We start from the raw sequence: 21,995 nt of genomic DNA, 5'->3' as shown, positions 1-21,995 counted from the left end.
TTATTATTACGATATCGTTAACACGCCCCCAATTGGGGGCTTTTTTTATAGGGAGACTTTAGATGAACATACAGTTGCTTACTCAATTAATTACGCATTTTCAACATGAATTAGAACGACGTCGCACTTCAAAAGAGCGCTATAACTGGCAGCTGCACGCCCGACCTGAGCAATTAATTCCAAAAGGTGATTGGCGTATTTGGTTGATTATGGCAGGTCGAGGATTCGGAAAAACACGAACCGGTGCTGAAACCATTCGTCACTGGGTGGATTCTGGACAATATCGACGGATTGCCTTGATCGGGGATAATATTTTGAATGCTGAACAGGTCATGGTCGAGGGGATCAGCGGGCTGTTGCAGTGTTATCCCCCAGGGGAAGGTCCCGTTTATGAACGCAGCAAACAACGCTTAGTATGGTCAAATGGTGCTGTCGCAGAACTCTATTCAGCAGAATCCTATGAGAATTTACGAGGACCGCAATTTGATGCTGCGTGGATTGATGAGCTGGCTAAATTTCGTACGGCTGAAGCCACCTGGGATCAGTTAATGTTGGGGTTGCGACTTGGAAAGGCTCCGAAATGTATTATTACCACAACGCCCAGACCATCGGAATTATTAGAACGGTTAAATCAACGGGCAGATACTGTGATAACCCGCGGCAGTACCTTTGACAATGCCGATAATTTGGCGAAAGACTTTATCGATTTAATGCATTCGCATTACACGCAAACTCACTTAGCAGCTCAAGAATTATACGGTCATCTTTTGATCGATAATCAAGGATCATTGTGGACTCGATCCATGATCCAATATCAACAACCACAGGAGGTATAATATGAACACGCCATTAAAAGCAAAACAAAAGCCACAAAAAGCATTAAAAGAAGACATTTTTAATCACTTGGATTTTATCTATCAATCGGCGCTGCGTAGCAAGAATTTTGCGCTGGCATTAAAAGTAGTAGAAGCCTGCATTAAAGCTAAACAAGCAACTTCAAAACATCAAACGCCTCTGGTCAACTTTGAAGAAATGTCTGATGAAGAATTGGAAAAAATGGTGCAATCATTAGGTAACCTGCGGTTGCCAGCGTGACGCTGGACCCATTAGGTTAGATCCGATGTGGTCTGACACGGATTATAAAGCAACGTGCCGTTGCACCCATTAGGTTAGATCCGATGTGGTCTGACACGGATTATAAAGCAACGTGACGTTGCATCCAGTAGGTTAGATCCGATGTGATCTGACACGGATTATAAAGCAACGTGACGCTGGCAGCGCACCGTTGCAATTTAGGAGAATATACATGTACACAAAAATTATTATTGGGGTTGATCCCGCCGTTACCAGTGGATCAAACAGTGACGAAACAGGCATTGTTGTCGTTGGAAAAGGAGTCGATGGGTTTGGATATGTCATCGATGATGTTAGTCACAAAGGATCGCCCGCTCAGTGGGCTGATCGAGTGGTAAAAGCATACCATCAGTATCAGGCTCATTATGTTGTAGCAGAAGTGAATCAAGGCGGTGATTTGGTTGAAACGGTGTTGAGAGCGGCTGATCCAACCTTGCGATTTAAAGCAGTTAGAGCCACCAAAAGCAAGAGGTGTCGAGCTGAACCCGTTGCCATGTTATATGAGCAGAAAAAAATATTTCATACCCGGGCATTCCCAGAATTAGAGCAGCAGATGTGCAGATTTATGTCTGGATCCGGAAAATCACCAGATCGTGTAGATGCCTTGGTATGGGCATTAACAGAGTTAATGAAATCGCCACGAGCCCCCAGAATATCCAAATGTTGGTCGTTTGAACCATCGTCATGACGGGGATCTCAACTTTGTAATAGTTCAGCATTTTCAATTTTTTTAAACTGTGAAATCCTTATAGATGCAGTGTCGTGCTTTCAACAAGGTAAGTAAAGCCAACAGTTGTAGTCTTTGTAAGTGTAACTGTCGGTTTTGTCTTGTCTCATTCCTCCCTTCTCGTCTAATTCAAAGCTCACGGGTGTAAACTTAATTCCAAATACCTTTTTTTTGCAACTGAGCCCCATTAGGCGTATAATCAAAAAAAATATTTAAAGAGAGAGTTATGGATAGTCAAACTTGTTCTAAATGTGGAATGTCGAATATTTACCCAGATGGTGATTTCCTGATCTGTGCTGATTGTGGGGATGAACGCTCTGTTTACCAGCAAGATGAAGAGTTCCAATCTGATCTTTCGATTAAAGATGCCAATGGCAATGTTTTAAACGACGGTGATGATGTTGTTTTGATAAAAGATCTTAAAGTAAAAGGATCGTCGATTAACTTAAAAGTGGGAACAAAGATTAAAGGTATCCGCATTGTTGGCGGCGATCATGAGGTTGATTGTAAAACAAGCAGTGGGCAGTTTATGTTAAAAGCATGCTTTTTGAAAAAGGTTTGATATACAGCGTGACTCCTTATAATGTGAGGATGCGTCCGTCACTAGGTCGCTAATGTACATTTTAGTCGTGTCCCGTCTCGTTCCTATACTCAAATTAAATTAGTTTTACTATAGGCTTGGAAATCAGCTGGTCTTGCGCTTTCAGGGTTGTAAATTTTTTTAGCCCTGAGCATGAGCGGCGTCATAAAAATAGTAGTCAATCTTATTTTAATTTATTCTAACAATCCCCTAATTTTTGTATAGTATTACGCTTTATTCTGTGCTATAAAGACTCAGTTTAGCGTTAGTCCGCAAGTTTTTGCGCACTGCGCCTTTTGTGTTGGGAAAAAATGTTTGGCTCTTTGTCGCAAAAATTAACCAGTATTCTGGACAAATTAAAGAACCGTGGATCTTTGACAGAAGATGACGTTAAAGGTGCTATGCGTGAGGTTCGCATTGCGTTATTAGAAGCCGACGTTGCATTGCCAGTGGTGCGTGATTTTATTGCGAAAGCCACGGAAAAAGCCATTGGTCAAGATGTCTTGAAAAGCATTACGCCAGGACAAATGGTCGTTAAAATTGTCCATGATACCTTGGTTGATGTGTTGGGTGAGTCTCAAGAATTAAAGCTGACGCACATTCCGACGGTCATTTTAATGGCTGGATTGCAAGGTTCTGGAAAGACGACCTTTTCAGGTAAGCTTGCAATGTATTTGCAAAAACGATTTTCTAACAAAAAAATATTGATGGAATCTTTGGACGTGTATCGTCCGGCTGCCCGCGCGCAGTTAAAGATTTTGGCAGAGCAGGTCGGCGTAACGTATGCTGGGTATGATTCAGATAAGCCCGTACAGATTGCTGAACAGGCCTTGTCCAAAGCCAAAAAAGAAGGATACGACGTTTTAATCCTGGATACTGCAGGTCGATTGCAAATTGACGATGCGTTGATGCAGGAACTGGAAACCGTTGTAAAAAAGACATCACCCCACGAGGTATTGTTTGTGGCAGACAGCTTAATTGGTCAAGAGGCCTATGCAGTTGCCGAAACATTTAAACAACGCATTCCGCTTACAGGCGTTGTGTTAACACGTGTGGATGGTGATGGACGGGGTGGAGCGGCATTGTCCATTCGTACCGTTACTGGATGCCCCATTCGCTTTTTAAGTGTGGGTGAAAAGTTACATGAATTAGAATTATTCGACCCCAACCGAATTGCAGATCGCATTTTAGGGATGGGGGATATCGTTGGCTTGGTTGAACGCGTTACTGAAACGTTAGATCAAGAGGAATCAGAGGCCCTTGCAAAGCGGATGCAAAAAGGGTTATTTGATTTAAACGATTTCGAAAAACAGCTGTCGAATATGTTAAAGATGGGCGGTTTTGGGGGCATTATGAATATGCTGCCAGGAATGTCCAAACTGAAAGACAAAATTGACGAGACCAAGATCGATGAAAAAGTGATTCATCGTCAGATCGCGGTTATTCGCTCGATGACGCAAAAAGAACGGAAGAACCCTAAATTGCTGAATGCATCGCGGAAACGTAGAATTGCAGGTGGATCTGGGGTTGAAGTTCAAGATGTGAATCGCCTTTTAAAGCAGCATCAAGATATGGAAACTGTCATGAAACGGATGAAGAAACTGGGCATGAGTGGTTTGATGAAGGCTGGTTTAAAAGGTTTGTTTAATATGAAGTAAGAAAGGTAAGAACTGATGGCATTACGTATTCGTTTAGCCCGTGCTGGTGCAAAAAAGCGCCCATACTATCGTATCGTTGTTGCAGAAGCAACATCTCCACGCGATGGTCGTTTTGTGGAAAAAGTTGGAACATACAATCCAATGTTACCCAGAGAACACGAGGATCGTATTCGTTTAGTTGAAGATCGTATTAAGTATTGGTTGTCTGTGGGGGCTCAACCTACTGATCGCGTTGAATTATTTTTAGCAAATGCTAAATTGATTGCGCCAGTAGAGCGTCCAGATCAACCAAAGAAATCTCAACCGAGAGCAAAAGCTCAAGAACGTATGAAGATGGAAGCTGAAGCAAAAGCAAAGGCTGAAGCAGCTGCAATAGCGGCTAAAGAAGCTGAAATTGCTGCAAAAGAAGCAGCAAAAGCTGCAGCAGCAGCGGCGCCTGCTCCAGTAGCAGAAGAAGCTCCAGCGACAGAACCCGCTGCGGAATAGTTTAAGAAAGATGGATGTGATGACGGGTGCAACAGATAAACTTTGTGTTGGAATGATTACCAAAGCGCATGGCATTAAAGGCTATGTGTGTGTGCACAGTTATTGCGAAACTCCGTCAGACATTTTTGACTATCAACCGTTAACGAATGTTGCAGGAACTCAGCAGTATAAACTGAAATCCGTTGGCACTGTTCGTGGAATGTTTGTGGCAAGTGTGAATGGTATTACTGACCGTAACGACGCTGAAATGCTGGCCAAAACCGAACTGTATATTAACAGAAATCAACTGCCTGAGATGGACGAAGATGATACATTTTATGTGTCAGATTTAGTTGGACTGACTGTCGTGTCAGAAACGACGGCTGTCTTGGGTAAGATTGTCGCTGTTGAAAATTTCGGTGCGGGCGACATATTAGAATGCAAGTCGGATGATTATAAGACCTTCATGATTCCATTTACGGATGACGCTATTGCCACTGTGGAGCTGGAAAATGAACGTGTCGTAATCTCTAATATGGCGGAATCGTTCATTCGTGATGAAGGGGACAACACATGAGTTGGCCCGTCAACGTATTGACGATTTTTCCAGAGATGTTTCCAGGCCCTCTTGGCACGTCGCTAATTGGCAAAGCCTTGGAAACTGAAAAATGGACATGCAATTCAGTGAACCTACGCGACTATGCAGAGGATAAACATCATTCAGTTGATGATGAACCCTTTGGCGGTGGCGCAGGAATGTTAATGCGGGCAGATGTCATTGGCAGAGCTGTGGACGATGTGCTTTCAAAGGCGGGATCTAAAGTATCTAAAGTATATCTTAGCCCAAAGGGAAAGCCGTTTACACAAGCAAAGGCACAAGAACTAACCAGCAATGCACAAGGCATGGTGATGCTGTGTGGGCGATTTGAGGGGATTGATCAACGTGTGATTGATCACTATGAGTTTGATGAAATCAGCATCGGTGATTTTGTGATGACAGGCGGAGAAATGGCGGCGTATTGCATTATTGATGCATGTGTGCGCTTGTTACCCGCAGTGATTGGAAAACCCGAATCTTTAGAAGAAGAAAGCTTTTCATCAGGATTATTAGAATATCCTCAATACACGCGTCCGCAAGAATGGAATGGACTGGCAGTGCCAGACGTTTTATTATCAGGGCATCATGAAAACATTCGCAAATGGCGGTTGCAACACGCAGAGCAGCTTACACAAGAACGACGCCCAGACTTATGGGCACAGTATGTTAATGAAAGGAAACTATCATGAATATTTTGGAACAATTTGAGCAAGAGCAAATTCAAAAATTGCAATCAGCTAATAAGATTCCAGACTTTCGTCCAGGCGATACTTTAAAAGTCATGGTGAAAGTAAAAGAAGGAAACCGTGAACGTATGCAGGCATTTGAAGGCGCATGTATTGCTCGACGTAATCGCGCAATGGGCTCTTCATTTACTGTACGTAAGATTTCTTATGGTGAAGGTGTTGAACGTGTATTCCCATTGTTCTCTCCAAATATCCAAATCGAAGTTATGCGTCGCGGTGATGTACGTCGTGCGAAATTATATTACTTACGCGATCGTCGTGGTAAATCAGCGCGCATTAAAGAAAAAGCAATTTGGGCTCAACGCAAAGATGCAGCTAAAGAAGCTGCAAAAATTGCTGCAGCTCAGGCTCAAGCTCAATAACTATAAATATTCCATTAGGGCGTCTGATCATTTGATTAACGCCCTAAGGATTTAACTGGAGACAATAGTAAAATATGGCTAAAGAAGATCATATCGAATTTAACGGAACAGTGGAAGAGATGCTTCCAAATTTAATGTTCCGAGTCAAACTAGAAAACGGACATACGGTGTTAGCCCGTCTATCTGGTCGTATGCAAAAAAACCGTATCCGCGTTTTAGAAGGCGATAAAGTAACGGTTAAAATGACCCCTTATGACCTAACAAAAGGTCTGATCAGTTACCGGTTTAAATAAATCGTGACAATACCTATTATCCTTGCGTCCAGTTCTGAACGACGCAAGCAACTGCTGTCGCTGATTGGCGTCACGGTTGATCAATACGTTTCACCCACCGTGGATGAAACGCCTTTAAACGATGAGTTGCCCCGTCAATTAGCCTTACGTTTAGCACAAGAAAAAGCGCGTGCTGTTGCCGCAGAATACCCCAATCATATTATCATTGCTGCGGATAACGTTGTTGCCGTTGGGCGACGTATTTTGGATAAAGCCGAAACTGATGATGATGTTAAGCGGTATTTGACGTTGTTGTCAGGTCGGAAAAATACGGTGTATACAGCGCTGTCGATTTGTCATCCTTCTGGAAAACAGAGCCTTAAAGTTGTGGAAACCAAGGTTACGTTTAAACGATTGACCGCTTCAGAAATTGAATCGTACATTCAAACGGGTGAGGGGATTGGTAAAGCTGGTGGTTATGCAATTCAAGGCATCGCCAGCAAATACATCAAAACCATCCAGGGATCATACCATGCTGTGATGGGCTTGCCTGTGCACGAGGTTTACCAAGTGCTGAGTGGCTGGGGCAATATTAATTAAGGAAAAGTGAAATGAAACAATTAAAATTATTGTTTTTAGTTGTCGGATTGTTTGTACAGGGCTGTGGCTCTGAGGTTCCCTTGTTTAAAGATGAAGAAGCTATAAAAAGCGATGAAGCTGTTGTGGTGTTTAATATGTATGTCACGGACAGCTCAGTAACAGAGGGGATGTTTTTTTGGAAAGAGCTTGAATACATATATATGGATTCTGCTTGGCAAAGAGAAAACTTTCAAAATGTATTTTGTGGTTCAAAAAATCACCTGCAAGCCAATGGTATGAAAAGCAAATATGTTGTAGTAAAACTGCCTGTTGGATTATATTGCTTATCTGAATTTTCCGTGGAATACTCAGGTAGTCGTTATAAACATACGTTAAAATCTCCTCAATATTCTAGCAAATCTAGTCCATTAACTTTTTCCGTTGCCGCGGGCGACGTAAAGTACTTAGGCGATATACATATGCAAGCCGTGGCTAATTATGATGCTAAAGGCACGTATTATTTGAGCTATAAATTTACACCTACTTTCACAATACACAATCGATTTGCTGATGCACAGAAGTTTATGAAGCAAAAGTATCCCTCATTATCTGAACGTTTAACTGAGGGATTGATTCACAAGTCTGTTCTGCAGATAGTTATTGAAAAGCCAAAACTTGCACCAATAATTAAGAAATTACTTGAGAAGAAAAAGTAAATCACTAGTTTCCTCCATAAAGGGCTCTTAGGAGCCCTTTTATAATCCAGTACATACTTTGAAAGCGACATTGGCACCGGCAGCGGCTACTGCTCTAGGATCAATACCTTCAATTCCAGAACGTAACATATTTATTAATGATTGATACGTTGAGAGTGTTTCTTTTGCTTTATTCAACGATCTAAGTTGCAAGATGCTGGATAGGAACTTTTTTTGCATCTCGGGCACGATATAGTATCCTCCTACGCGTTCTGGATGAGAAATAAATAGACTGCATTGTCCATGCAAAATGCGTTGTAAAATATCTGGATGTGCCAGTTGAGCAAACCGTTCTGGAGTGATTATCGGATACCCATCAACAGAGCCATCGATTGTACCCATTAAGTTAATATGAGTTAAACTTAGACAGCCTGCACCAAATTTTTCTTCAAAGTAACGAAAGTTTAGTTGGCTGCCACTCAAGTTGATGCGTACTAAAGCTGAATTATTCTGAAAAGTAGAGGGGTCTAATGGATTATTACATGTGCAGTTTGCAAGAGTTATTGCGGTATACGGCATGGTTGAATTTGGAATATCTAACGCATCATACATTCCGCCAACAATAGAAAATTCAGGTAAAATCTTTGCTTGCTCGGGAACGTTTACAAATTCTTCTTCGTTTGGTTGAACAGCAGCAGCAGCTCCTCCTGCCGCAGAAGGCATTGCTTGTATTGCAACAGTAGCACTTTGAAGGGCAGGTTCAACTGTTCCATCATTAGATTCAGCATCTGCATCATCGTCACCATCTCCTGTGTCAGCTGCGAACATAGCGCGAGATTCAGCAGGAGTCCCGGAGGGCGTACCCTCAGCAGGCTGATCTTCGTCCAAAAGCGTTTCACTGGCCGTGCAGACATTAAAGAAACTCATTAGCATTACACAGACTGAGATTCGGAATATATTCATCAACATAGTAATTCCTTTTTAAAATACAAAAAAAGGGAGTATGAATACTCCCACTTTTTTCTAAGAAGCGTTATTTAGAACTACCAAACATTGCCCACAATGTGGCTAATACACCACCACCATTAGCAGGCGTGGGCGTAGCAGCCGTTGCTGACGTCGTAGAAGAGCTGGCGGCGGCTTGTGCAGTTCGATACATGCTAATATATCGTTTAATCTCTTCAGGGGTTAACTCTTCAGAATTGGAGTTTGTAGAGAACCTGGCTAATGTTGCACCACTACCTGCGCGCGAGAATTTTAGTTTACAGCTTTCCGCAACAATTCGATCTAACAAATCTGATGATGCATAGGCAAGAAATTGTTCAAATGTAAGATTTTTGATGGCTTTTAAATTAAGAGCCTCAAGCCTGGTACAGCCTTTGCCAAAAGTACCTCCTGCAAAAATACTAAAGTTGATTGAACTTTCTACAAATGCTAATTCTCTTAGTGTGGGATTATTCACAAAAAAAGATGAGTCTAATGCTTCTAGGCTACAATTTAAAAAAGAGAGTTTTGCTGCTCCAGTTTTCGCAGATGATGTGAGTGGAAACGCAGAAAATGTGCAGTCTTTAAAACCAACTATCTCTGTAGACTCTGCAGCAGCTGCTGCAGCAGGTTGAGCGCCAGTTGGTGGAGCTGGATTAACTACATCAGCAGCGAATACGTTTGAAAAAGCAAAACTTGAAATTAATAATGCGGACAATAAAGCTTTTTTAGACATGTTATACTCCGTTATTATGTTGAATTATTACGTGGTGTCTAACTGTAAGTTAACACTATTCACAATATGATGGGAATACTAAAAAACAATGAATTTTTATAAAAGATAAACACATGATTCAAGTTGATTATTTAAACGGTAAAAATCGAATTAAACTCTGAATACCTTTGCTAATACCATGCCCCATAAGGTGCAGAAATTCTGATACAGAAGATTTAGCGCTAATGCCGTTGCCAGATGGCATCCAGGGATGGACAGGGTTGAATCTAGCGCTTGCCGCAATATAATCTGATAAGGATACTGATTGAATGCCTTGAGTGCGAAATTGTTGGCGCATCGTATCAATCGATTCAAGATACCCTTCGATACCATGATTGCGCATGACATCAGAATGAGTTTTTGGCAGCAAGATTGCGTTGTTGACGACGCCATATCCCATAAACTGTGCAGGCATATAAATCGCCAAATCTAATGGATTTTCAATACGCAGGGTCCTGCTGTTATTTTTTTCGTTATAGGATGTTGCCGCCAGTGGACACATTACTTTGGGGGATCCAAATACAATCGTTTCAATCTCTAAATTCTCATATTGATGCTGCAAATACTGTGTTAGCAGCTGAGCCAAACCTGCTCCCATGCTATGTCCATAAATTTTGATCTTATGCGGGTGAGCATTCAGTGAGCCTAATTTCATTTCTAAAACATGAATGATTTTGGGAGTTATAGCGTGCGATATGTTTAAAAAACCAGCATGATATAACCCCGGAGCATAGGGAGAGTGCGTAAGGTTGGATTCAAGATTCGTAATATGATCTGATTTTCTGGCAAAGTTAATTCCATGAAATGCAATGATTGTTTCAGTTTCCAAGGGAATGATTATCGCGCCTGCTTTGGGATGGGTTGAATCATCGTATATATCAATGGCGATGTCTTTGTATTGATTAACTAAGTCGCGGGTGCCTTCATGCTGAATTGATTCGATACTGCTTGGATGAAGATGGCTTAAAATATACGACAAGTTGGCATAACAGCCAGCAGCATAAATGCGATCAAACAAACAAAACTGTGTATGGAGTGTGTCAGGCACAGTAGATTTTTGTAGGTTCGAAATCAAGATTGCTTGATCAGGATCCAGTATAATATCATGTTTGTTTGGTGGGGTAATGTTAGCCATATGCAACTGACCTTTTGATATAAATAAAAACTTTCGTTCGATGTTCTGATTCAGTGTAATGGTAAATTATTTATTATGTATGAAAAAGTTTTGCTAAATTCATATTATATATTTTGCAATATACCTATAGTCCATTTATACTTAATAAAAAAAGGAAATACGAATGAAATTATTGAATGTGATGATAGCGTTAGCCTTTAGCTTGACGCTTGCCGTGGGAATGGGATCAAAAAGCAAGCCAGAAGCTCCAGTAGAAACGCCAAAAGTATTGCCAGAATCAACCCGTGTTTCAGCGCCGATGAATACTCCGGTTGCGTTAATTGAAAATACGGTCGAAGATAATCAAAAGATTGAAAAAGACCTTGGCAAACCAACTCCACAGCCTGCTGAGATTACTCCGAACAGCAAAAAAGCGATAAAGGCTAAAGCACCAGCGGCTAAAAAGAATAAAGCAGCACCCGTCAAAAAATCAACTTCCCAATCAAAATCAAAGCCAAAATCAAAACCAAAGAAAACTCAAAAAAAATAATCTCTTTTATGTATCACGTTATAAAGGTGGGGATAACCCCGCCTTTTTTTATAGTTGGCAACGTGCCGTTGCATCCGTTTAGTTAGATCCGAGATGATCGGACAGGGATTATATGCAGTAAATATAGGGATGATTCCAACTTTCACAGGCTCATTTTATCCGTGAGTTGCTATTTTTTTCAAAAATTAACCTTTTCCTAACTTTTATGCGGGACACTAAGTCCATGGTACATGTCTAAAGCCATTCTCATTCAAAATTTTATGTATATTCAAAGGAGTCATTCTATGAAGAAATCACTTTTATTATTGACGACAATTTTATCATTCGGCATGTCTGCACCATCAGCAGCGACTTTAGACGTTGCTGATGTTGGTGGAGGCGTTGGAGTCCCTGAGATTGTTGTTTCAATAGCACCAGTTGCGGGTGAATCGTCACGAGCAGTAGCCAGTGCTGCAGATTTGGAACGAATTAAAGCGCACATTCGTGGATATGGTGCAACATTAGGGTTACCCGATAATGTTAAAGCTGTTGGTACAGTTGGGTGTTCAGCGTGGTGCAGCACTACATTTAAAGATGCAGAGCGCTTTTTGCTTAATGAATTTGCAGGACAATTATTAACGCGTTTCCTAGCGATCGCATTGGATGATTTAGCCGATGGAAAACTAGATGGCGTTGCATATGGTAAGAAAGTTTTCTACGCACAAGAAGTTGCCGCCATGTTAGGCGTTTCAGTTTCAGAAGAAGAGTTAAAATCGGTACCCTTAGATGAAGGGTTCGCAGTTAGATTGGTTGGATTGCTTGTAGATGTAACAGGTCGAATTATCCAAACAGGCGGTCAAAAAGATCAATTAATTGCAGCAGCAGGTGCGTTTGCTAAAGAAAAAATGGATAAAGCGCGTAAAAGTTTGGCCGTTGCATTAATTCAAGAAACAGACAGAATTATTGCGTTAGAGTTAGGTAATGGAGCAATTGATGGATTAGATGCGCAAGGTATGGCGATTGATTGGAAAAAAGAAATGCAAGATTCCGTTCAACGTTCATTGTCTCGTGTGTTAGATGGCGTAATGTAACATACTAAAGTTCAGGTATGTGAATGATTGACGGTGTGTGATTAATATGTGTGCAAAACGTTAAAAAGTCGTTGGGCGCAACCGACACCGTCATATCATTTCTCAGGGGATGAAAGTTAATCAGAACATGCCCAAGAAAATCTTCGTCTAAAATAAAGGTGACTTTATTTTCTGTATCATTCAGTAACCCGTAGGGGGTGACAGATCCTGGCGTTAAATCTAAGTGTGCTTTTAGGTATTCTGCACTTGCAAAGGACAGCCCGCCTTTTCCGTAAAGTTTTGACACAGCTTTTAAGTCAACCCGTTTGTGATTAAGGACTGAAACCAAAAAGAAATTGTTTTTCTTATCTTTTAGAAATAAGTTTTTACTATTCGCACCTGGAATTACAACGCCAAGTTCTATTTCGTCCCCCACACTAAATAACGGAGGATGCGCAAGTTCTACAAAGTTTATCCCATGATCTTGAAAACGTGAATATAATCTCAGGTGTGGCATACCTAATTACTCCATAATCTTTATTGCGATCATTATAACTGTAATCGTATAAAAGACACTCATCTTTAATATTTTTCGATCTTTTATGAAAATGCTCAGAATCGTCAATGCAATCAATCCCGGATACGATACTTCTAATGCGGGTGCTAAAAATGCAGCGATTCCTTTAAAATCTAACAACGAAATGAAAAAAGATATGGCGGTTGTGCCTGCCAACATTATGGGAAAATAAGATGGTTTTAATTTTAGCGTATCAACCAAATAACGGGCATAAATATTATTCAGTGCAACGGCGGTGGTTAAACATGAAACGATAATGGCAATACCAATAATAAATGCTGCCGATGGGTTTAATGCATAGGTTGCAATCGTTGGTAACATTAATTCAGGTTCAACATTTTGAATTAAATCGCCATAATGTGCGCCTAAAAATACAAACCCCAGATATACGATGGCCAGCATTAATGCCCCTGCAATGCTGGGGGATAGGGCTGCTTTAATAATAATACGATTGTCATTTGTCTCGGGCAGAATGCTTTTAATTCGGTTAAATATTAAGGATGAAAAGAAAAATGCAGCAAACAAATCCATGGTTTGATACCCCATAAAAACACCGTCGCTAAAGGCGGATATTGCAGGTTTTTCTGACGATATTTGGGGGGAGTATATGATTCCAACAACAATTAATATACCCAATGCAGTAAGTTTTATTGGGCTTATGAACTTTCCAATCAGGTCTATCATGATGTTATCTTTTAGGCAAAGAATATAGGTTAATCCACAGAAAATTAAGCTAAACATAGTAAGTGATAAACCGGGGAACAAGTAATCCATGCCACCATGGGCAACGGTGATACAACGGGGAACGACACCAAAAGAACCCAGCAATGACAATGTAAATAGGGGCAGAATCAGTCCCGCAACTTTTCCCCCTTCAGCAAAAAAAGAACGATAGTTCCCCTTGTGAAGTTTAATAACAAAAAGTCCTAAAAAGGGTAAAACGATGCCTGTTACGAATAATCCTAAAAACCCTAAAAACCAATTTTTTCCAACCTGTTGTCCCAGGTGTAGGGGGAATACCAAGTTTCCAGAACCAAAAAACATTGCAAAAATTGCAAACCCATACACACATATTAATTTATATTGTTTCATTACACAGCTCCAAACGGTGATTTATTTTTACTATAACGATAAGTGAGAGTGGGGAATTATATGGCCGCGATGGGCACATTGACGACAAAAACGACAGAATATAAAGTGCTTAAATTTTTCATAATCGGAATCTATCATAGGACTATTTTTTTTGCTATAACTTTTTAATATACAAAAAAAGAGTATGAACAATGACTATGATTACATATGAAGACTTTGAAAAAGTAAACTTACGTTCAGGCACCGTTGTCAATGCAGAATCATTTCCAAAAGCACGAAATCCCTCATACAAAGTATGGGTTGATTTTGGGGCAGATATCGGAATCAAGCAAACCTCCGCACAAATTACCCATCACTATACTCCAGAATCGTTAATAGGTCGATCTGTGGTCGGATGTATTAATCTTGGGGAACGAAACATTGCTGGATTTATTTCACAATTTTTGTTGGTGGGGTTTGCAGATGAAAATAAAAATATAGCGTTAATCACAGTCGATCCAAACGTCCCCAATGGACAAAAATTATTTTGATTGTGTTTATCCCTTGTTAAGGAATATCTGATAAACCTATAGATGGTTTAGGTAAACATCAGCACTTGGGCTGGTGCACGATACTCTGATTTGGAAATGAGCGATACGCGTTGACTTGTTAACAATCAATCTATACCAATCCATTTAGATGCGAAAGCTGAAAATGAGAAAAGGGCTTAAAAAACGAGAGTTTTTTAAGCACTGCTAGAGTATTGTGTTGTGGTGGCGGCGGGGAGGACATCCAAGTACCCGGGGTCTCAGGAGGACCCCGTTCACGGGCCGGCAACTACGTCCAAAACTCGGGTAAACTGCAATTTGCAAATCTTTCTTGTTCAAACTAATCTTGTTAAGACAATCTAAACATTCGTATGATAACCTTATGGTTATTGGAGCATAAGTGATATGGATATTTTATACGATATTTTCTTGGGAAAACCAATTTGGATGTGGGCAGCCTTTATTGGTATTGTTTTAATATTGCTTGTGTTCGATTTAGGTGTCTTACAAAAAAACACTCATGAGATTTCCCTGAAAGAAAGTCTATTCTTGAGTCTGTTTTATATTTTCTTGGCCTGCGGATTTGGTGCTTGGGTATGGTATTATTTAGGGGATAGTTCGGGTAAGGAATATTTCACGGGATATATCATTGAAAAGACGTTATCAATTGATAATATTTTTGTAATGTCGTTAATTTTTTCATTCTTTCACATTCCGCGCATTCTGCAGCATCGTGTTTTATTCTGGGGTATTTTAGGTGTCTTGGTGTTAAGAGCGCTTATGATTGGGGTTGGGGCAACGCTCATTACTGAATTCAGTTGGATGCTTTATATATTCGCAGTGTTTCTGATGTTTACGGGCATCAAAATGTTGGTTGTGACTGAATCTGATCCGGATATTTCAAAAAATCCTGTGTTAAAGCTATTGCAAAAGTGCTTTAAGATTTCCAACGAATTACATGGTGAAAAATTTTTAATCCGTAAATTGGATCCAGTTACGAACTTAAACGTTATCTGGATTACGCCACTTTTGGTTGCGTTGATTTTGATAGAGCTTGCGGATATTATCTTTGCCATTGACAGTGTGCCTGCAATTTTTTCAATTACGCAAGATCCATTTCTTGTTTATACCAGCAACATCTTCGCGATTTTGGGGCTTCGTGCCTTATACTTTGTGCTGGCTGCAATCATTCATCGGTTCTCCTACCTAAAGCCAGCGTTAGCCTTAGTCCTTGTGTTTATTGGCAGCAAGGTATTTATTGCAGAACTGTTGGGGATTGAAAAAATCCCTGCAAGCATATCGTTGGGCATTACGTTGGGGTTACTCACCGGGGGCATTGCGGTGTCTATCTATAAGTCGCGTGCTTAATCCAACAAGCTTTCGTGTAGTCCCGAAAGCCTATTGGATTGGCTTACAATTGATTGATAGCAAGCACTTATTTTGGTAAGAAACTATCTGTAACTTCTGAGTTGCAAAGTTCATCAGCTAGAATACAGGCCATTAATGCTTCTAGGTTGCTAGAATGCTCTGGTAATTTAATCAACGAAAGAAAGCGCGCAATTTCACGGCGTTCAAAGTTAACATCAGATTCCCAACCAAGACGCAGAACCATCTCCTCAGCCTGGGCCAAATGCAGTGCTGCTCTAGGTTCAGATTCTTTAACTCTTTTTAGAGTTTTCTTAATGTTTTCTAAAGTAAGTATATATCCTGCTTGTTGATCTGGCAGAAAGCCATCTAAATCTCCCGGAGAATAACCAGGTATCTCAACTGCGTTTAGGGCTGAATCGATTTCAGTATACGTACGTTCAATTAACGAGTTGCTTAAAATCATTAACACCCTTGCCATTGGATCCAAAGTTTTAATTCCAAACAGTCTTTCTAATCGTGCTAGATCATCAGCTGTCAGTGCTTCTTTTATGCTGCGACCTACAACGCCGGATTTTAGCCATTGCGTATCTTCCGCAGTCATTGCTACGGCTGCAGAAGGTGATGTTGCAGTTGGGTTTAACTCATCAGCAGTCGCTACAGCAGCTGCAGCACCAAAAGCAGAATTGCCAAGACTGCCGGCAATGGCAAGGGTAAGTAATAATTTTTTCATATCTAGTCTCCTATGTTAATAGTGTTTAGGGATAAAATCCCTTCAATGGTATCGCCGTGTGGTATGTATATAAGGATAAATTTATAAAGATTCAAGCATTAGTCAAAATCTTTGAAAGTATTCTTAGAAATAGATGATTTTTTCAATCAATCAGTGTATATTTAGTGCAGTTTTTAAAAGGAAACGTTCATGGGAAGTGTGCAACAACGTCGATCTACTGAAAAATCTAGGGAGAAAAAAATTTACATCCCCAAGACCTATCGCAAAAAAGATATTCAGCAGAATGTGTGGGCGGTGTATCGATTGATTTATCCCTATTTATGGGGGGCGGTGTGCTTAATGTTGTCAGCGATGATGGGGTGGGGGGTATTAGCTTATAATCCCAATTTTCCATCATGGAGTACGGTGACAACGGTTTATACGGATATATCATGGTTAGATTACGTCATGAACTTCCAAACAGATTTGCTATTGCAAATGATTGGAATTGGCATGTTTGCGTACATTGCCATTCTTGCAGTGTGGGGCGGTTTTTTAGTATCGCGCAGACGCATTTCTTATCTCAGATCACGAGTGTTATTTGCGGTATTTTCCTCAGGAATATTTGCTGTGATTGGTGCGGCGTGCGAACCCCAATTTATTAGCTTTTTTTCAAACGTAGCCATATTGATGCCTGCGGGGTTTGGTGGAGCCTTTGGGCGATTGATCTTAACGTATCTTGCCGCAGTTTTAAACGTATTGCCAAGTCCTATATATTATCTACTGATATCTGCATTGGGGTTGCTTGGGATCAGTCTATTTGTACTATCACTGGGCTTTAGCAATCAACAAATTCAAGGGATGATGAAATCTATTGGGCGCATCGTATTAAAAATTGGGCAGTACGCATATATTGCAATTCGATTTGTAATGCACGCAACGGCGTTAATAGCGCGACGCATTAAGGATCGTTTTTCACGTCAGTCAGATGAATTTGAACCGGTGACTCATAAATCATCACACTCACCAACAGCTCGACGTGAACCTGCGTTTGATACGGCGTATACGCATGCAGAACAAGACTATGACTATGATGATGATGACGATCACGCACCTTGGGATAATGATGATAATGAACCCGTTGAGCCTATTGCTCCTGTTCAAAAAAAGGGCATCGTTGAAAGCTTTAAAGAAAAAACCTTTAAGAAGCAGGAGCCTCGAAAAATTAGTAGATCTGATAATTCTCAATATCAGCCCCCATCATTAGAGTTATTAACGCCATCAGCGCCATCGATCAAAGATCCCAGTTTAAGCCGCAAAGCGTTGGAAGAAAATGCGGAACGTTTAATGCGCGTATTAAATGAATTCGGTGTTAAGGGGCGTATCCTTGGGGTGAAGCCAGGACCTGTCGTAACCTTATATGAATTAGAACCCGCCGCGGGTGTTAAATCTGCTCGTATTATTAGCTTGTCGGATGATATCGCCCGATCAATGAGTGCACGTTCTGCGCGTGTATCCGTCATCCCGGGGCGTAATGCGATGGGGATTGAATTGCCCAACGAACATCGTGAAACGGTATACTTTAGGGAAATTTTATCCAGTTCTGATTTTCAAGATAACTCGTGTCAACTGCCCTTAGGTTTAGGCAAAGATATTGGTGGGCATCCCATCATCACCGATCTTGCAAAAATGCCCCATTTGTTGGTGGCAGGAACAACAGGCTCTGGTAAATCAGTGGGGATCAATGCGATGATTCTATCGTTGTTATACAAGCTGTCTCCGAATGAATGTAAGTTCATTATGATTGATCCAAAGATGTTGGAATTATCGGTGTATGATGGCATTCCTCACTTGTTGTCTCCCGTTGTGACTGAACCCAAAAAAGCCATCGTTGCATTGAAATGGGTGGTTCAAGAAATGGAAGCTCGCTATCGTGCCATGGCACAACTCGGAGTGCGTAACATTCAGGGGTACAATGATAAATTGCGTCGATCAACTGATGCAGGGGAGGTTCTGTCCAGACGTGTACAAACGGGATTTGATTCAGAAACGGGCGCTCCTGTCTTTGAAGACCAAGCCTTGGATATGACTCTATTCCCCTACATCGTTGTGGTGGTCGATGAAATGGCAGACTTGATGTTGGTTGCGGGCAAGGAAATTGAGGCGGCAGTTCAACGGTTGGCTCAAATGGCGCGTGCTGCGGGCATCCATTTAATTATGGCGACTCAGCGTCCATCCGTAGACGTGATCACGGGTACGATTAAAGCCAACTTTCCAACGCGCATTGGATTCCAAGTTACGTCTAAAATCGACAGCCGTACTATTTTGGGTGAACAAGGTGCAGAACAGCTGCTGGGTCGTGGTGATATGTTGTACATGGAGGCAGGTGGACGTATTCGCCGTGTGCATGGAGCCTTTGTTGCAGATGATGAGGTTGAACGAATTGTGACGCAATTAAAAGTTCAACAAGATCCAAACTATGTGGATATCTATGCGGTGGCCGAAGATTCAGGTGGAAGCTATGATCCAGACATGACGGGTGGAAAAGACGGATCGGGTGATGAATTGTACGATAAAGCCTTGTCAATTGTTTTAAGCGAGGGTAAAGTATCAACAAGCTTTATTCAGCGCCATCTCAGCATCGGGTATAACCGTGCTGCTAAGATTGTGGATGTGATGGAAAAAGAAGGCGTTATTAGTGCGCCGAACCACGTTGGTAAGCGAGAAATTTTAGTTCCCCATGAAAGAGGTCGATAAACATGTTAAGAAGAATTACAAAGTGGATGTGTGTGGTCGTTATTGGACTGACTGCGGTGAATGCTGCTGCAACAGCTAACGACGGCAAAATGGATGACGCCACGAAAAAGGTTTTAATCAAGCAAGTTCAAAATTATTTAAATTCAGTGCGCTCATTAAAAGCTCGGTTTAGCCAGTCTGATCCGAAATCTGGTAATTTGTACCAGGGATCGTTGGTGTTGCGTCGTGGGGGTAAGATCCGCGTACAGTATGATCTACCCTATGGATTGATTATGGTGGGCAGTGGCGGAGAATTACGCTATTACGATCAAAAAATGGATAAAGTAAATTCTACAAGTACGGATTCAACACCACTTGGAACTCTGTTGTCGGATGTTGTGGATTTTGAAAAAGACATGAAGGTTCTTGATGTTCGTAAAGCATTTGGAACCATTCGTATGTTGGTTACAAAAGAGGGCTTTGGGAATGGAGGGTATTTAGTCCTTGTATTCTCAGATAATCCCATAGCCCTTCGTCAATGGGTTGTGATGGATCAAAAGCAAAACCAAATTAACTTTTCGTTGATTAATCCAGTGTACAATGATTCAGTTGAAGAATGTAACTTTGATTTAAATTCAGTCAAAAAGCGTTTATGAATATAACTTTAAAAACTATAGCTTTCTTTTGTCTATGTCATTTGGGGACGGTCTTAAGCGGTGAGACAGGTTCTCAAACTATTCTTGATTCTGCCGCATATCACTCACCTAAGGATTTAGACAGTACGCATACATTTTTAGGAAAATTTCTGCCAAAACGTTTGTTTTTGATGTTAAGTGAAAAAGATAAATACTTAACGATGCGATTGTTACAGCAAGCCCTGGAAACTAGCCCATCTTATTTGGATACCAAATGGAACAATTTGGATAATCAACATCGGGGAAGCATCCTTGTATATCCAGTAGAAAACTTAGAAGGCAATAAATGCAGAAAGTTTTTAGTCCGGTTTTATATTAATGACGAAGGCACCGACGTATATGGACGAGCCTGTCGAATTAATAATGAATGGCAAATATTAGATTAAACTTTCACTCTATTCATTTTTATTTACGTGTCATTTTTTTAGCAAAACAATTTACACATCATTTACCAAGATATGATATATTCCAAGATGAAAAGAAGGTGGAATAGACGATGGCATTCAGTAAATTTTTAGATCCAAAGAATGATTATTTGTTCAAACGGTTATTTGGAACCGAAAAGAACAAGGATATTCTTATTCACTTTATCAACAGCGTTTTACACCTTGAGGGTGAGGATGCGATTCAGGATGTCACATACCTTCAAACGGATCTAAACCCAGAGTATGCTTATAAAAAACAATCCATGGTCGATGTGTTGTGTCGTGATATAAAAGGAACTCAGTTTATTATTGAGATGCAGGTTGCAAAGTTTTCAGGGTTTGAAGAACGAGCCCAATTTTATGCAGCAAAAGCCTATATCAATCAGATGGATGTCGGTGAAAAGTACCAAGATTTGAAAGAGGTAATTTTTATTGCGATTACGGATTATGTGATGTTTCCCGATAAAACCACGTGGAAATCAGATCATGTAACGTTGGATAAAAAAACGTTTGAAAATAATTTAAAAGCATTTAGCTTTACGTTTATTGAATTGCCTAAATTCACAAAAACACTTGATGAATTATCCACCATAGAAGAGAAATGGGTGTATTTCTTTAAACATGCCCATGAGACGTTGGATAAGGATTTAACAACATTGTTGGGAGATGATGTCGTCTTAAAGAAAGCCTTTGACGAATCAACAAAATATTCCATGAGTGAACGAGAGTGGAATTCTTATGAAGCAGCCTTAAAACATGAACGCGATGCAAGAGCGATTGAAGATTATAAGATTCAACAAGCTGAAGAAAAAGGCTTAAAGCAAGGACTTGAAAGAGGCATGGAAAAAGGCATAGCTAAGGGTATGGAAAAAGGCATAGCTAAGGGTATGGAAAAAGGCATAGCTAAGGGCATGGAAAAAGGCATAGCTAAGGGCATGGAAAAAGGCAAATCTGAAGGTGAAAAAGCCGCTAAGATTGAAATTGCTCGTGGGATGTTACAAGACAAATTGCCGATATTGGCTATTGTTAAGTATACTGGCTTAACAGAAGACGAGATCAAAGCGATCGTACTATAGTAGTCCTGAGGCAGGGATGATCCCTGCACCCCATAAGTTGGATTCGATTCGCACAGACACGGGTTGAAAAAACAACGCCGGTCTGAAAAAACTATTGACTTCTCAAACTTTTTATGTATACTAATAACTAGAATTGCGAAGAGGCTACCCAAAAACCTGGGTAGCCTTTTTTCGTTCTACGTCTTTGAATCTTTCAGCCATTGGTTGAACCACTCAAAGACACGCCGAACCGAATCCCCAGTACAGGCGCTCAACTACCCGATCAGTAGATTGAATCCTGTAAACAACCCCTAGAGCCGACGGGCTCGTAAAACACCGACTTTGTATAGTATACTAAAGTCCGCCTTTCCCCATTCGTGTAAGAAATGGGGTTCTTTTTGCACGTGCGGGTTACTGGGGATTCTCTCGGTTTTAAAACTAAATAACGACAACATCACGCTAATGGATGCAACGTCACGTTGCTTAGATCCGATGGGTCTGACACGGATTTTATCTAATTTAA

General features: G+C 40.8%; 26 protein-coding genes. 20 read left to right on the top strand and 6 right to left on the bottom strand.

The annotated features are described in order from the left end of the window. Positions 1–62: 62 nt before the first annotated feature. From CPBP_RS01990 to CPBP_RS01935, 12 genes are all read left to right on the top strand, one after another. On the top strand, positions 63–836 hold the full coding sequence (locus CPBP_RS01990) for a terminase large subunit domain-containing protein (RefSeq protein WP_350332381.1): 774 nt from the start codon (positions 63–65) through the stop codon (positions 834–836). A 1-nt stretch (position 837) separates the two neighbouring features. Beyond that, positions 838–1,095, top strand: a complete 258-nt coding sequence (locus CPBP_RS01985) for a hypothetical protein (RefSeq protein WP_350332380.1) — start codon at positions 838–840, stop codon at positions 1,093–1,095. Positions 1,096–1,306: 211 nt separating this feature from the next. Next, a complete protein-coding gene (locus tag CPBP_RS01980) occupies positions 1,307–1,822 on the top strand; it encodes a phage terminase large subunit family protein (protein WP_350332379.1) in 516 nt (171 codons plus the stop codon). A gap of 265 nt (positions 1,823–2,087) precedes the next feature. Continuing rightward, positions 2,088–2,423, top strand: a complete 336-nt coding sequence (locus tag CPBP_RS01975) for a zinc ribbon domain-containing protein YjdM (RefSeq protein ID WP_350332378.1) — start codon at positions 2,088–2,090, stop codon at positions 2,421–2,423. A gap of 341 nt (positions 2,424–2,764) precedes the next feature. Further along, positions 2,765–4,099 carry a signal recognition particle protein gene (gene ffh, locus CPBP_RS01970; RefSeq protein WP_350332377.1) on the top strand — a complete coding sequence of 445 codons (1,335 nt, stop codon included), beginning with the start codon at positions 2,765–2,767 and terminating at the stop codon, positions 4,097–4,099. Positions 4,100–4,114: 15 nt separating this feature from the next. Then, complete coding sequence (rpsP, locus tag CPBP_RS01965) at positions 4,115–4,585, top strand: 30S ribosomal protein S16 (RefSeq protein ID WP_350332376.1); 471 nt, start codon at positions 4,115–4,117, stop codon at positions 4,583–4,585. Positions 4,586–4,604: 19 nt separating this feature from the next. Next, positions 4,605–5,141: a ribosome maturation factor RimM gene (gene rimM, locus CPBP_RS01960; protein ID WP_350332375.1), complete on the top strand. Its 537-nt coding sequence runs from the start codon at positions 4,605–4,607 to the stop codon at positions 5,139–5,141. Then, positions 5,138–5,851 (top strand): tRNA (guanosine(37)-N1)-methyltransferase TrmD, encoded by a 714-nt coding sequence (trmD, locus tag CPBP_RS01955; RefSeq protein ID WP_350332374.1) that lies wholly within the window; start codon positions 5,138–5,140, stop codon positions 5,849–5,851. The genes rimM and trmD overlap by 4 nt, the downstream gene beginning before the upstream one ends. Further along, the gene (gene rplS, locus CPBP_RS01950) at positions 5,848–6,270 is read left to right on the top strand and encodes a 50S ribosomal protein L19 (protein ID WP_350332373.1); all 423 of its coding nucleotides are present in this window, start codon (positions 5,848–5,850) and stop codon (positions 6,268–6,270) included. The genes trmD and rplS overlap by 4 nt, the downstream gene beginning before the upstream one ends. A gap of 74 nt (positions 6,271–6,344) precedes the next feature. Then, a complete protein-coding gene (gene infA / locus CPBP_RS01945) occupies positions 6,345–6,563 on the top strand; it encodes a translation initiation factor IF-1 (protein ID WP_350332372.1) in 219 nt (72 codons plus the stop codon). Between the two features lie 3 nt (positions 6,564–6,566). Further along, positions 6,567–7,142, top strand: a complete 576-nt coding sequence (locus CPBP_RS01940; RefSeq protein ID WP_350332371.1) for a Maf family protein — start codon at positions 6,567–6,569, stop codon at positions 7,140–7,142. Positions 7,143–7,153: 11 nt separating this feature from the next. Continuing rightward, positions 7,154–7,837 (top strand): hypothetical protein, encoded by a 684-nt coding sequence (locus CPBP_RS01935; RefSeq protein WP_350332370.1) that lies wholly within the window; start codon positions 7,154–7,156, stop codon positions 7,835–7,837. 39 nt (positions 7,838–7,876) lie between these two features. Here the strand turns inward: CPBP_RS01935 and CPBP_RS01930 are convergent, their stop codons facing one another. From CPBP_RS01930 to CPBP_RS01920, 3 genes are all read right to left on the bottom strand, one after another. Next, entirely contained in the window at positions 7,877–8,785 is a 909-nt protein-coding gene (locus tag CPBP_RS01930; protein ID WP_350332369.1) for a hypothetical protein, read from the bottom strand. A gap of 64 nt (positions 8,786–8,849) precedes the next feature. Continuing rightward, positions 8,850–9,536 (bottom strand): hypothetical protein, encoded by a 687-nt coding sequence (locus CPBP_RS01925; RefSeq protein WP_350332368.1) that lies wholly within the window; start codon positions 9,534–9,536, stop codon positions 8,850–8,852. Between the two features lie 127 nt (positions 9,537–9,663). Next, positions 9,664–10,710, bottom strand: coding sequence for a lipase family protein (locus tag CPBP_RS01920; protein WP_350332367.1), 1,047 nt, complete (start codon positions 10,708–10,710; stop codon positions 9,664–9,666). A 163-nt stretch (positions 10,711–10,873) separates the two neighbouring features. Between CPBP_RS01920 and CPBP_RS01915 the strand changes: the two genes are divergently transcribed. Then, positions 10,874–11,239 (top strand): hypothetical protein, encoded by a 366-nt coding sequence (locus CPBP_RS01915; RefSeq protein WP_350332366.1) that lies wholly within the window; start codon positions 10,874–10,876, stop codon positions 11,237–11,239. 284 nt (positions 11,240–11,523) lie between these two features. Continuing rightward, positions 11,524–12,309, top strand: coding sequence for a hypothetical protein (locus tag CPBP_RS01910; protein WP_350332365.1), 786 nt, complete (start codon positions 11,524–11,526; stop codon positions 12,307–12,309). 4 nt (positions 12,310–12,313) lie between these two features. Here the strand turns inward: CPBP_RS01910 and CPBP_RS01905 are convergent, their stop codons facing one another. Both CPBP_RS01905 and CPBP_RS01900 read right to left on the bottom strand, forming a co-directional pair. Then, entirely contained in the window at positions 12,314–12,805 is a 492-nt protein-coding gene (locus CPBP_RS01905) for a prolyl-tRNA synthetase associated domain-containing protein (protein WP_350332364.1), read from the bottom strand. Positions 12,806–12,811: 6 nt separating this feature from the next. Then, entirely contained in the window at positions 12,812–13,957 is a 1,146-nt protein-coding gene (locus tag CPBP_RS01900) for a branched-chain amino acid transport system II carrier protein (protein ID WP_350332363.1), read from the bottom strand. A 191-nt stretch (positions 13,958–14,148) separates the two neighbouring features. On the opposite strand from CPBP_RS01900, the gene CPBP_RS01895 reads away from it, so the two are divergent. Both CPBP_RS01895 and CPBP_RS01890 read left to right on the top strand, forming a co-directional pair. Next, a complete protein-coding gene (locus tag CPBP_RS01895; protein WP_350332362.1) occupies positions 14,149–14,487 on the top strand; it encodes a tRNA-binding protein in 339 nt (112 codons plus the stop codon). A gap of 402 nt (positions 14,488–14,889) precedes the next feature. After that, the gene (locus CPBP_RS01890) at positions 14,890–15,852 is read left to right on the top strand and encodes a TerC family protein (RefSeq protein ID WP_350332361.1); all 963 of its coding nucleotides are present in this window, start codon (positions 14,890–14,892) and stop codon (positions 15,850–15,852) included. Positions 15,853–15,919: 67 nt separating this feature from the next. Here the strand turns inward: CPBP_RS01890 and CPBP_RS01885 are convergent, their stop codons facing one another. Then, on the bottom strand, positions 15,920–16,582 hold the full coding sequence (locus CPBP_RS01885) for a hypothetical protein (RefSeq protein ID WP_350332360.1): 663 nt from the start codon (positions 16,580–16,582) through the stop codon (positions 15,920–15,922). 189 nt (positions 16,583–16,771) lie between these two features. On the opposite strand from CPBP_RS01885, the gene CPBP_RS01880 reads away from it, so the two are divergent. From CPBP_RS01880 to CPBP_RS01865, 4 genes are all read left to right on the top strand, one after another. Then, a complete protein-coding gene (locus tag CPBP_RS01880; protein WP_350332359.1) occupies positions 16,772–19,318 on the top strand; it encodes an FtsK/SpoIIIE family DNA translocase in 2,547 nt (848 codons plus the stop codon). Between the two features lie 2 nt (positions 19,319–19,320). Next, on the top strand, positions 19,321–19,953 hold the full coding sequence (locus CPBP_RS01875) for a LolA family protein (RefSeq protein ID WP_350332358.1): 633 nt from the start codon (positions 19,321–19,323) through the stop codon (positions 19,951–19,953). Beyond that, positions 19,950–20,378: a hypothetical protein gene (locus CPBP_RS01870; protein WP_350332357.1), complete on the top strand. Its 429-nt coding sequence runs from the start codon at positions 19,950–19,952 to the stop codon at positions 20,376–20,378. Before CPBP_RS01875 ends, CPBP_RS01870 begins: the two co-directional genes overlap by 4 nt. Positions 20,379–20,488: 110 nt before the next feature. Then, positions 20,489–21,493 (top strand): Rpn family recombination-promoting nuclease/putative transposase, encoded by a 1,005-nt coding sequence (locus CPBP_RS01865; RefSeq protein ID WP_350332356.1) that lies wholly within the window; start codon positions 20,489–20,491, stop codon positions 21,491–21,493. The last annotated feature ends 502 nt before the right edge of the window (positions 21,494–21,995 follow it).

It is taken from the genome of Candidatus Bodocaedibacter vickermanii (assembly GCF_014896945.1).
Classification (GTDB): domain Bacteria; phylum Pseudomonadota; class Alphaproteobacteria; order UBA6184; family UBA6184; genus Bodonicaedibacter; species Bodonicaedibacter vickermanii.
Note: the sequence above shows the minus strand (reverse complement) of the source record. Positions and strands in the feature narration are given on the sequence as shown.

What these genes read in the sequence shown, in the direction of transcription:
- CPBP_RS01990 (WP_350332381.1), top strand. Translation starts at nt 63, where the DNA reads ATGAACATACAGTTGCTTACTCAATTAATTACGCATTTTCAACATGAA.
- CPBP_RS01985 (WP_350332380.1), top strand. Translation starts at nt 838, where the DNA reads ATGAACACGCCATTAAAAGCAAAACAAAAGCCACAAAAAGCATTAAAA.
- CPBP_RS01980 (WP_350332379.1), top strand. Translation starts at nt 1,307, where the DNA reads ATGTACACAAAAATTATTATTGGGGTTGATCCCGCCGTTACCAGTGGA.
- CPBP_RS01975 (WP_350332378.1), top strand. Translation starts at nt 2,088, where the DNA reads ATGGATAGTCAAACTTGTTCTAAATGTGGAATGTCGAATATTTACCCA.
- rpsP (WP_350332376.1), top strand. Translation starts at nt 4,115, where the DNA reads ATGGCATTACGTATTCGTTTAGCCCGTGCTGGTGCAAAAAAGCGCCCA.
- rimM (WP_350332375.1), top strand. Translation starts at nt 4,605, where the DNA reads ATGACGGGTGCAACAGATAAACTTTGTGTTGGAATGATTACCAAAGCG.
- trmD (WP_350332374.1), top strand. Translation starts at nt 5,138, where the DNA reads ATGAGTTGGCCCGTCAACGTATTGACGATTTTTCCAGAGATGTTTCCA.
- rplS (WP_350332373.1), top strand. Translation starts at nt 5,848, where the DNA reads ATGAATATTTTGGAACAATTTGAGCAAGAGCAAATTCAAAAATTGCAA.
- infA (WP_350332372.1), top strand. Translation starts at nt 6,345, where the DNA reads ATGGCTAAAGAAGATCATATCGAATTTAACGGAACAGTGGAAGAGATG.
- CPBP_RS01935 (WP_350332370.1), top strand. Translation starts at nt 7,154, where the DNA reads ATGAAACAATTAAAATTATTGTTTTTAGTTGTCGGATTGTTTGTACAG.
- CPBP_RS01930 (WP_350332369.1), bottom strand. Translation starts at nt 8,785, where the DNA reads ATGTTGATGAATATATTCCGAATCTCAGTCTGTGTAATGCTAATGAGT.
- CPBP_RS01925 (WP_350332368.1), bottom strand. Translation starts at nt 9,536, where the DNA reads ATGTCTAAAAAAGCTTTATTGTCCGCATTATTAATTTCAAGTTTTGCT.
- CPBP_RS01920 (WP_350332367.1), bottom strand. Translation starts at nt 10,710, where the DNA reads ATGGCTAACATTACCCCACCAAACAAACATGATATTATACTGGATCCT.
- CPBP_RS01915 (WP_350332366.1), top strand. Translation starts at nt 10,874, where the DNA reads ATGAAATTATTGAATGTGATGATAGCGTTAGCCTTTAGCTTGACGCTT.
- CPBP_RS01910 (WP_350332365.1), top strand. Translation starts at nt 11,524, where the DNA reads ATGAAGAAATCACTTTTATTATTGACGACAATTTTATCATTCGGCATG.
- CPBP_RS01905 (WP_350332364.1), bottom strand. Translation starts at nt 12,805, where the DNA reads ATGCCACACCTGAGATTATATTCACGTTTTCAAGATCATGGGATAAAC.
- CPBP_RS01900 (WP_350332363.1), bottom strand. Translation starts at nt 13,957, where the DNA reads ATGAAACAATATAAATTAATATGTGTGTATGGGTTTGCAATTTTTGCA.
- CPBP_RS01895 (WP_350332362.1), top strand. Translation starts at nt 14,149, where the DNA reads ATGACTATGATTACATATGAAGACTTTGAAAAAGTAAACTTACGTTCA.
- CPBP_RS01890 (WP_350332361.1), top strand. Translation starts at nt 14,890, where the DNA reads ATGGATATTTTATACGATATTTTCTTGGGAAAACCAATTTGGATGTGG.
- CPBP_RS01885 (WP_350332360.1), bottom strand. Translation starts at nt 16,582, where the DNA reads ATGAAAAAATTATTACTTACCCTTGCCATTGCCGGCAGTCTTGGCAAT.
- CPBP_RS01880 (WP_350332359.1), top strand. Translation starts at nt 16,772, where the DNA reads ATGGGAAGTGTGCAACAACGTCGATCTACTGAAAAATCTAGGGAGAAA.
- CPBP_RS01875 (WP_350332358.1), top strand. Translation starts at nt 19,321, where the DNA reads ATGTTAAGAAGAATTACAAAGTGGATGTGTGTGGTCGTTATTGGACTG.
- CPBP_RS01870 (WP_350332357.1), top strand. Translation starts at nt 19,950, where the DNA reads ATGAATATAACTTTAAAAACTATAGCTTTCTTTTGTCTATGTCATTTG.
- CPBP_RS01865 (WP_350332356.1), top strand. Translation starts at nt 20,489, where the DNA reads ATGGCATTCAGTAAATTTTTAGATCCAAAGAATGATTATTTGTTCAAA.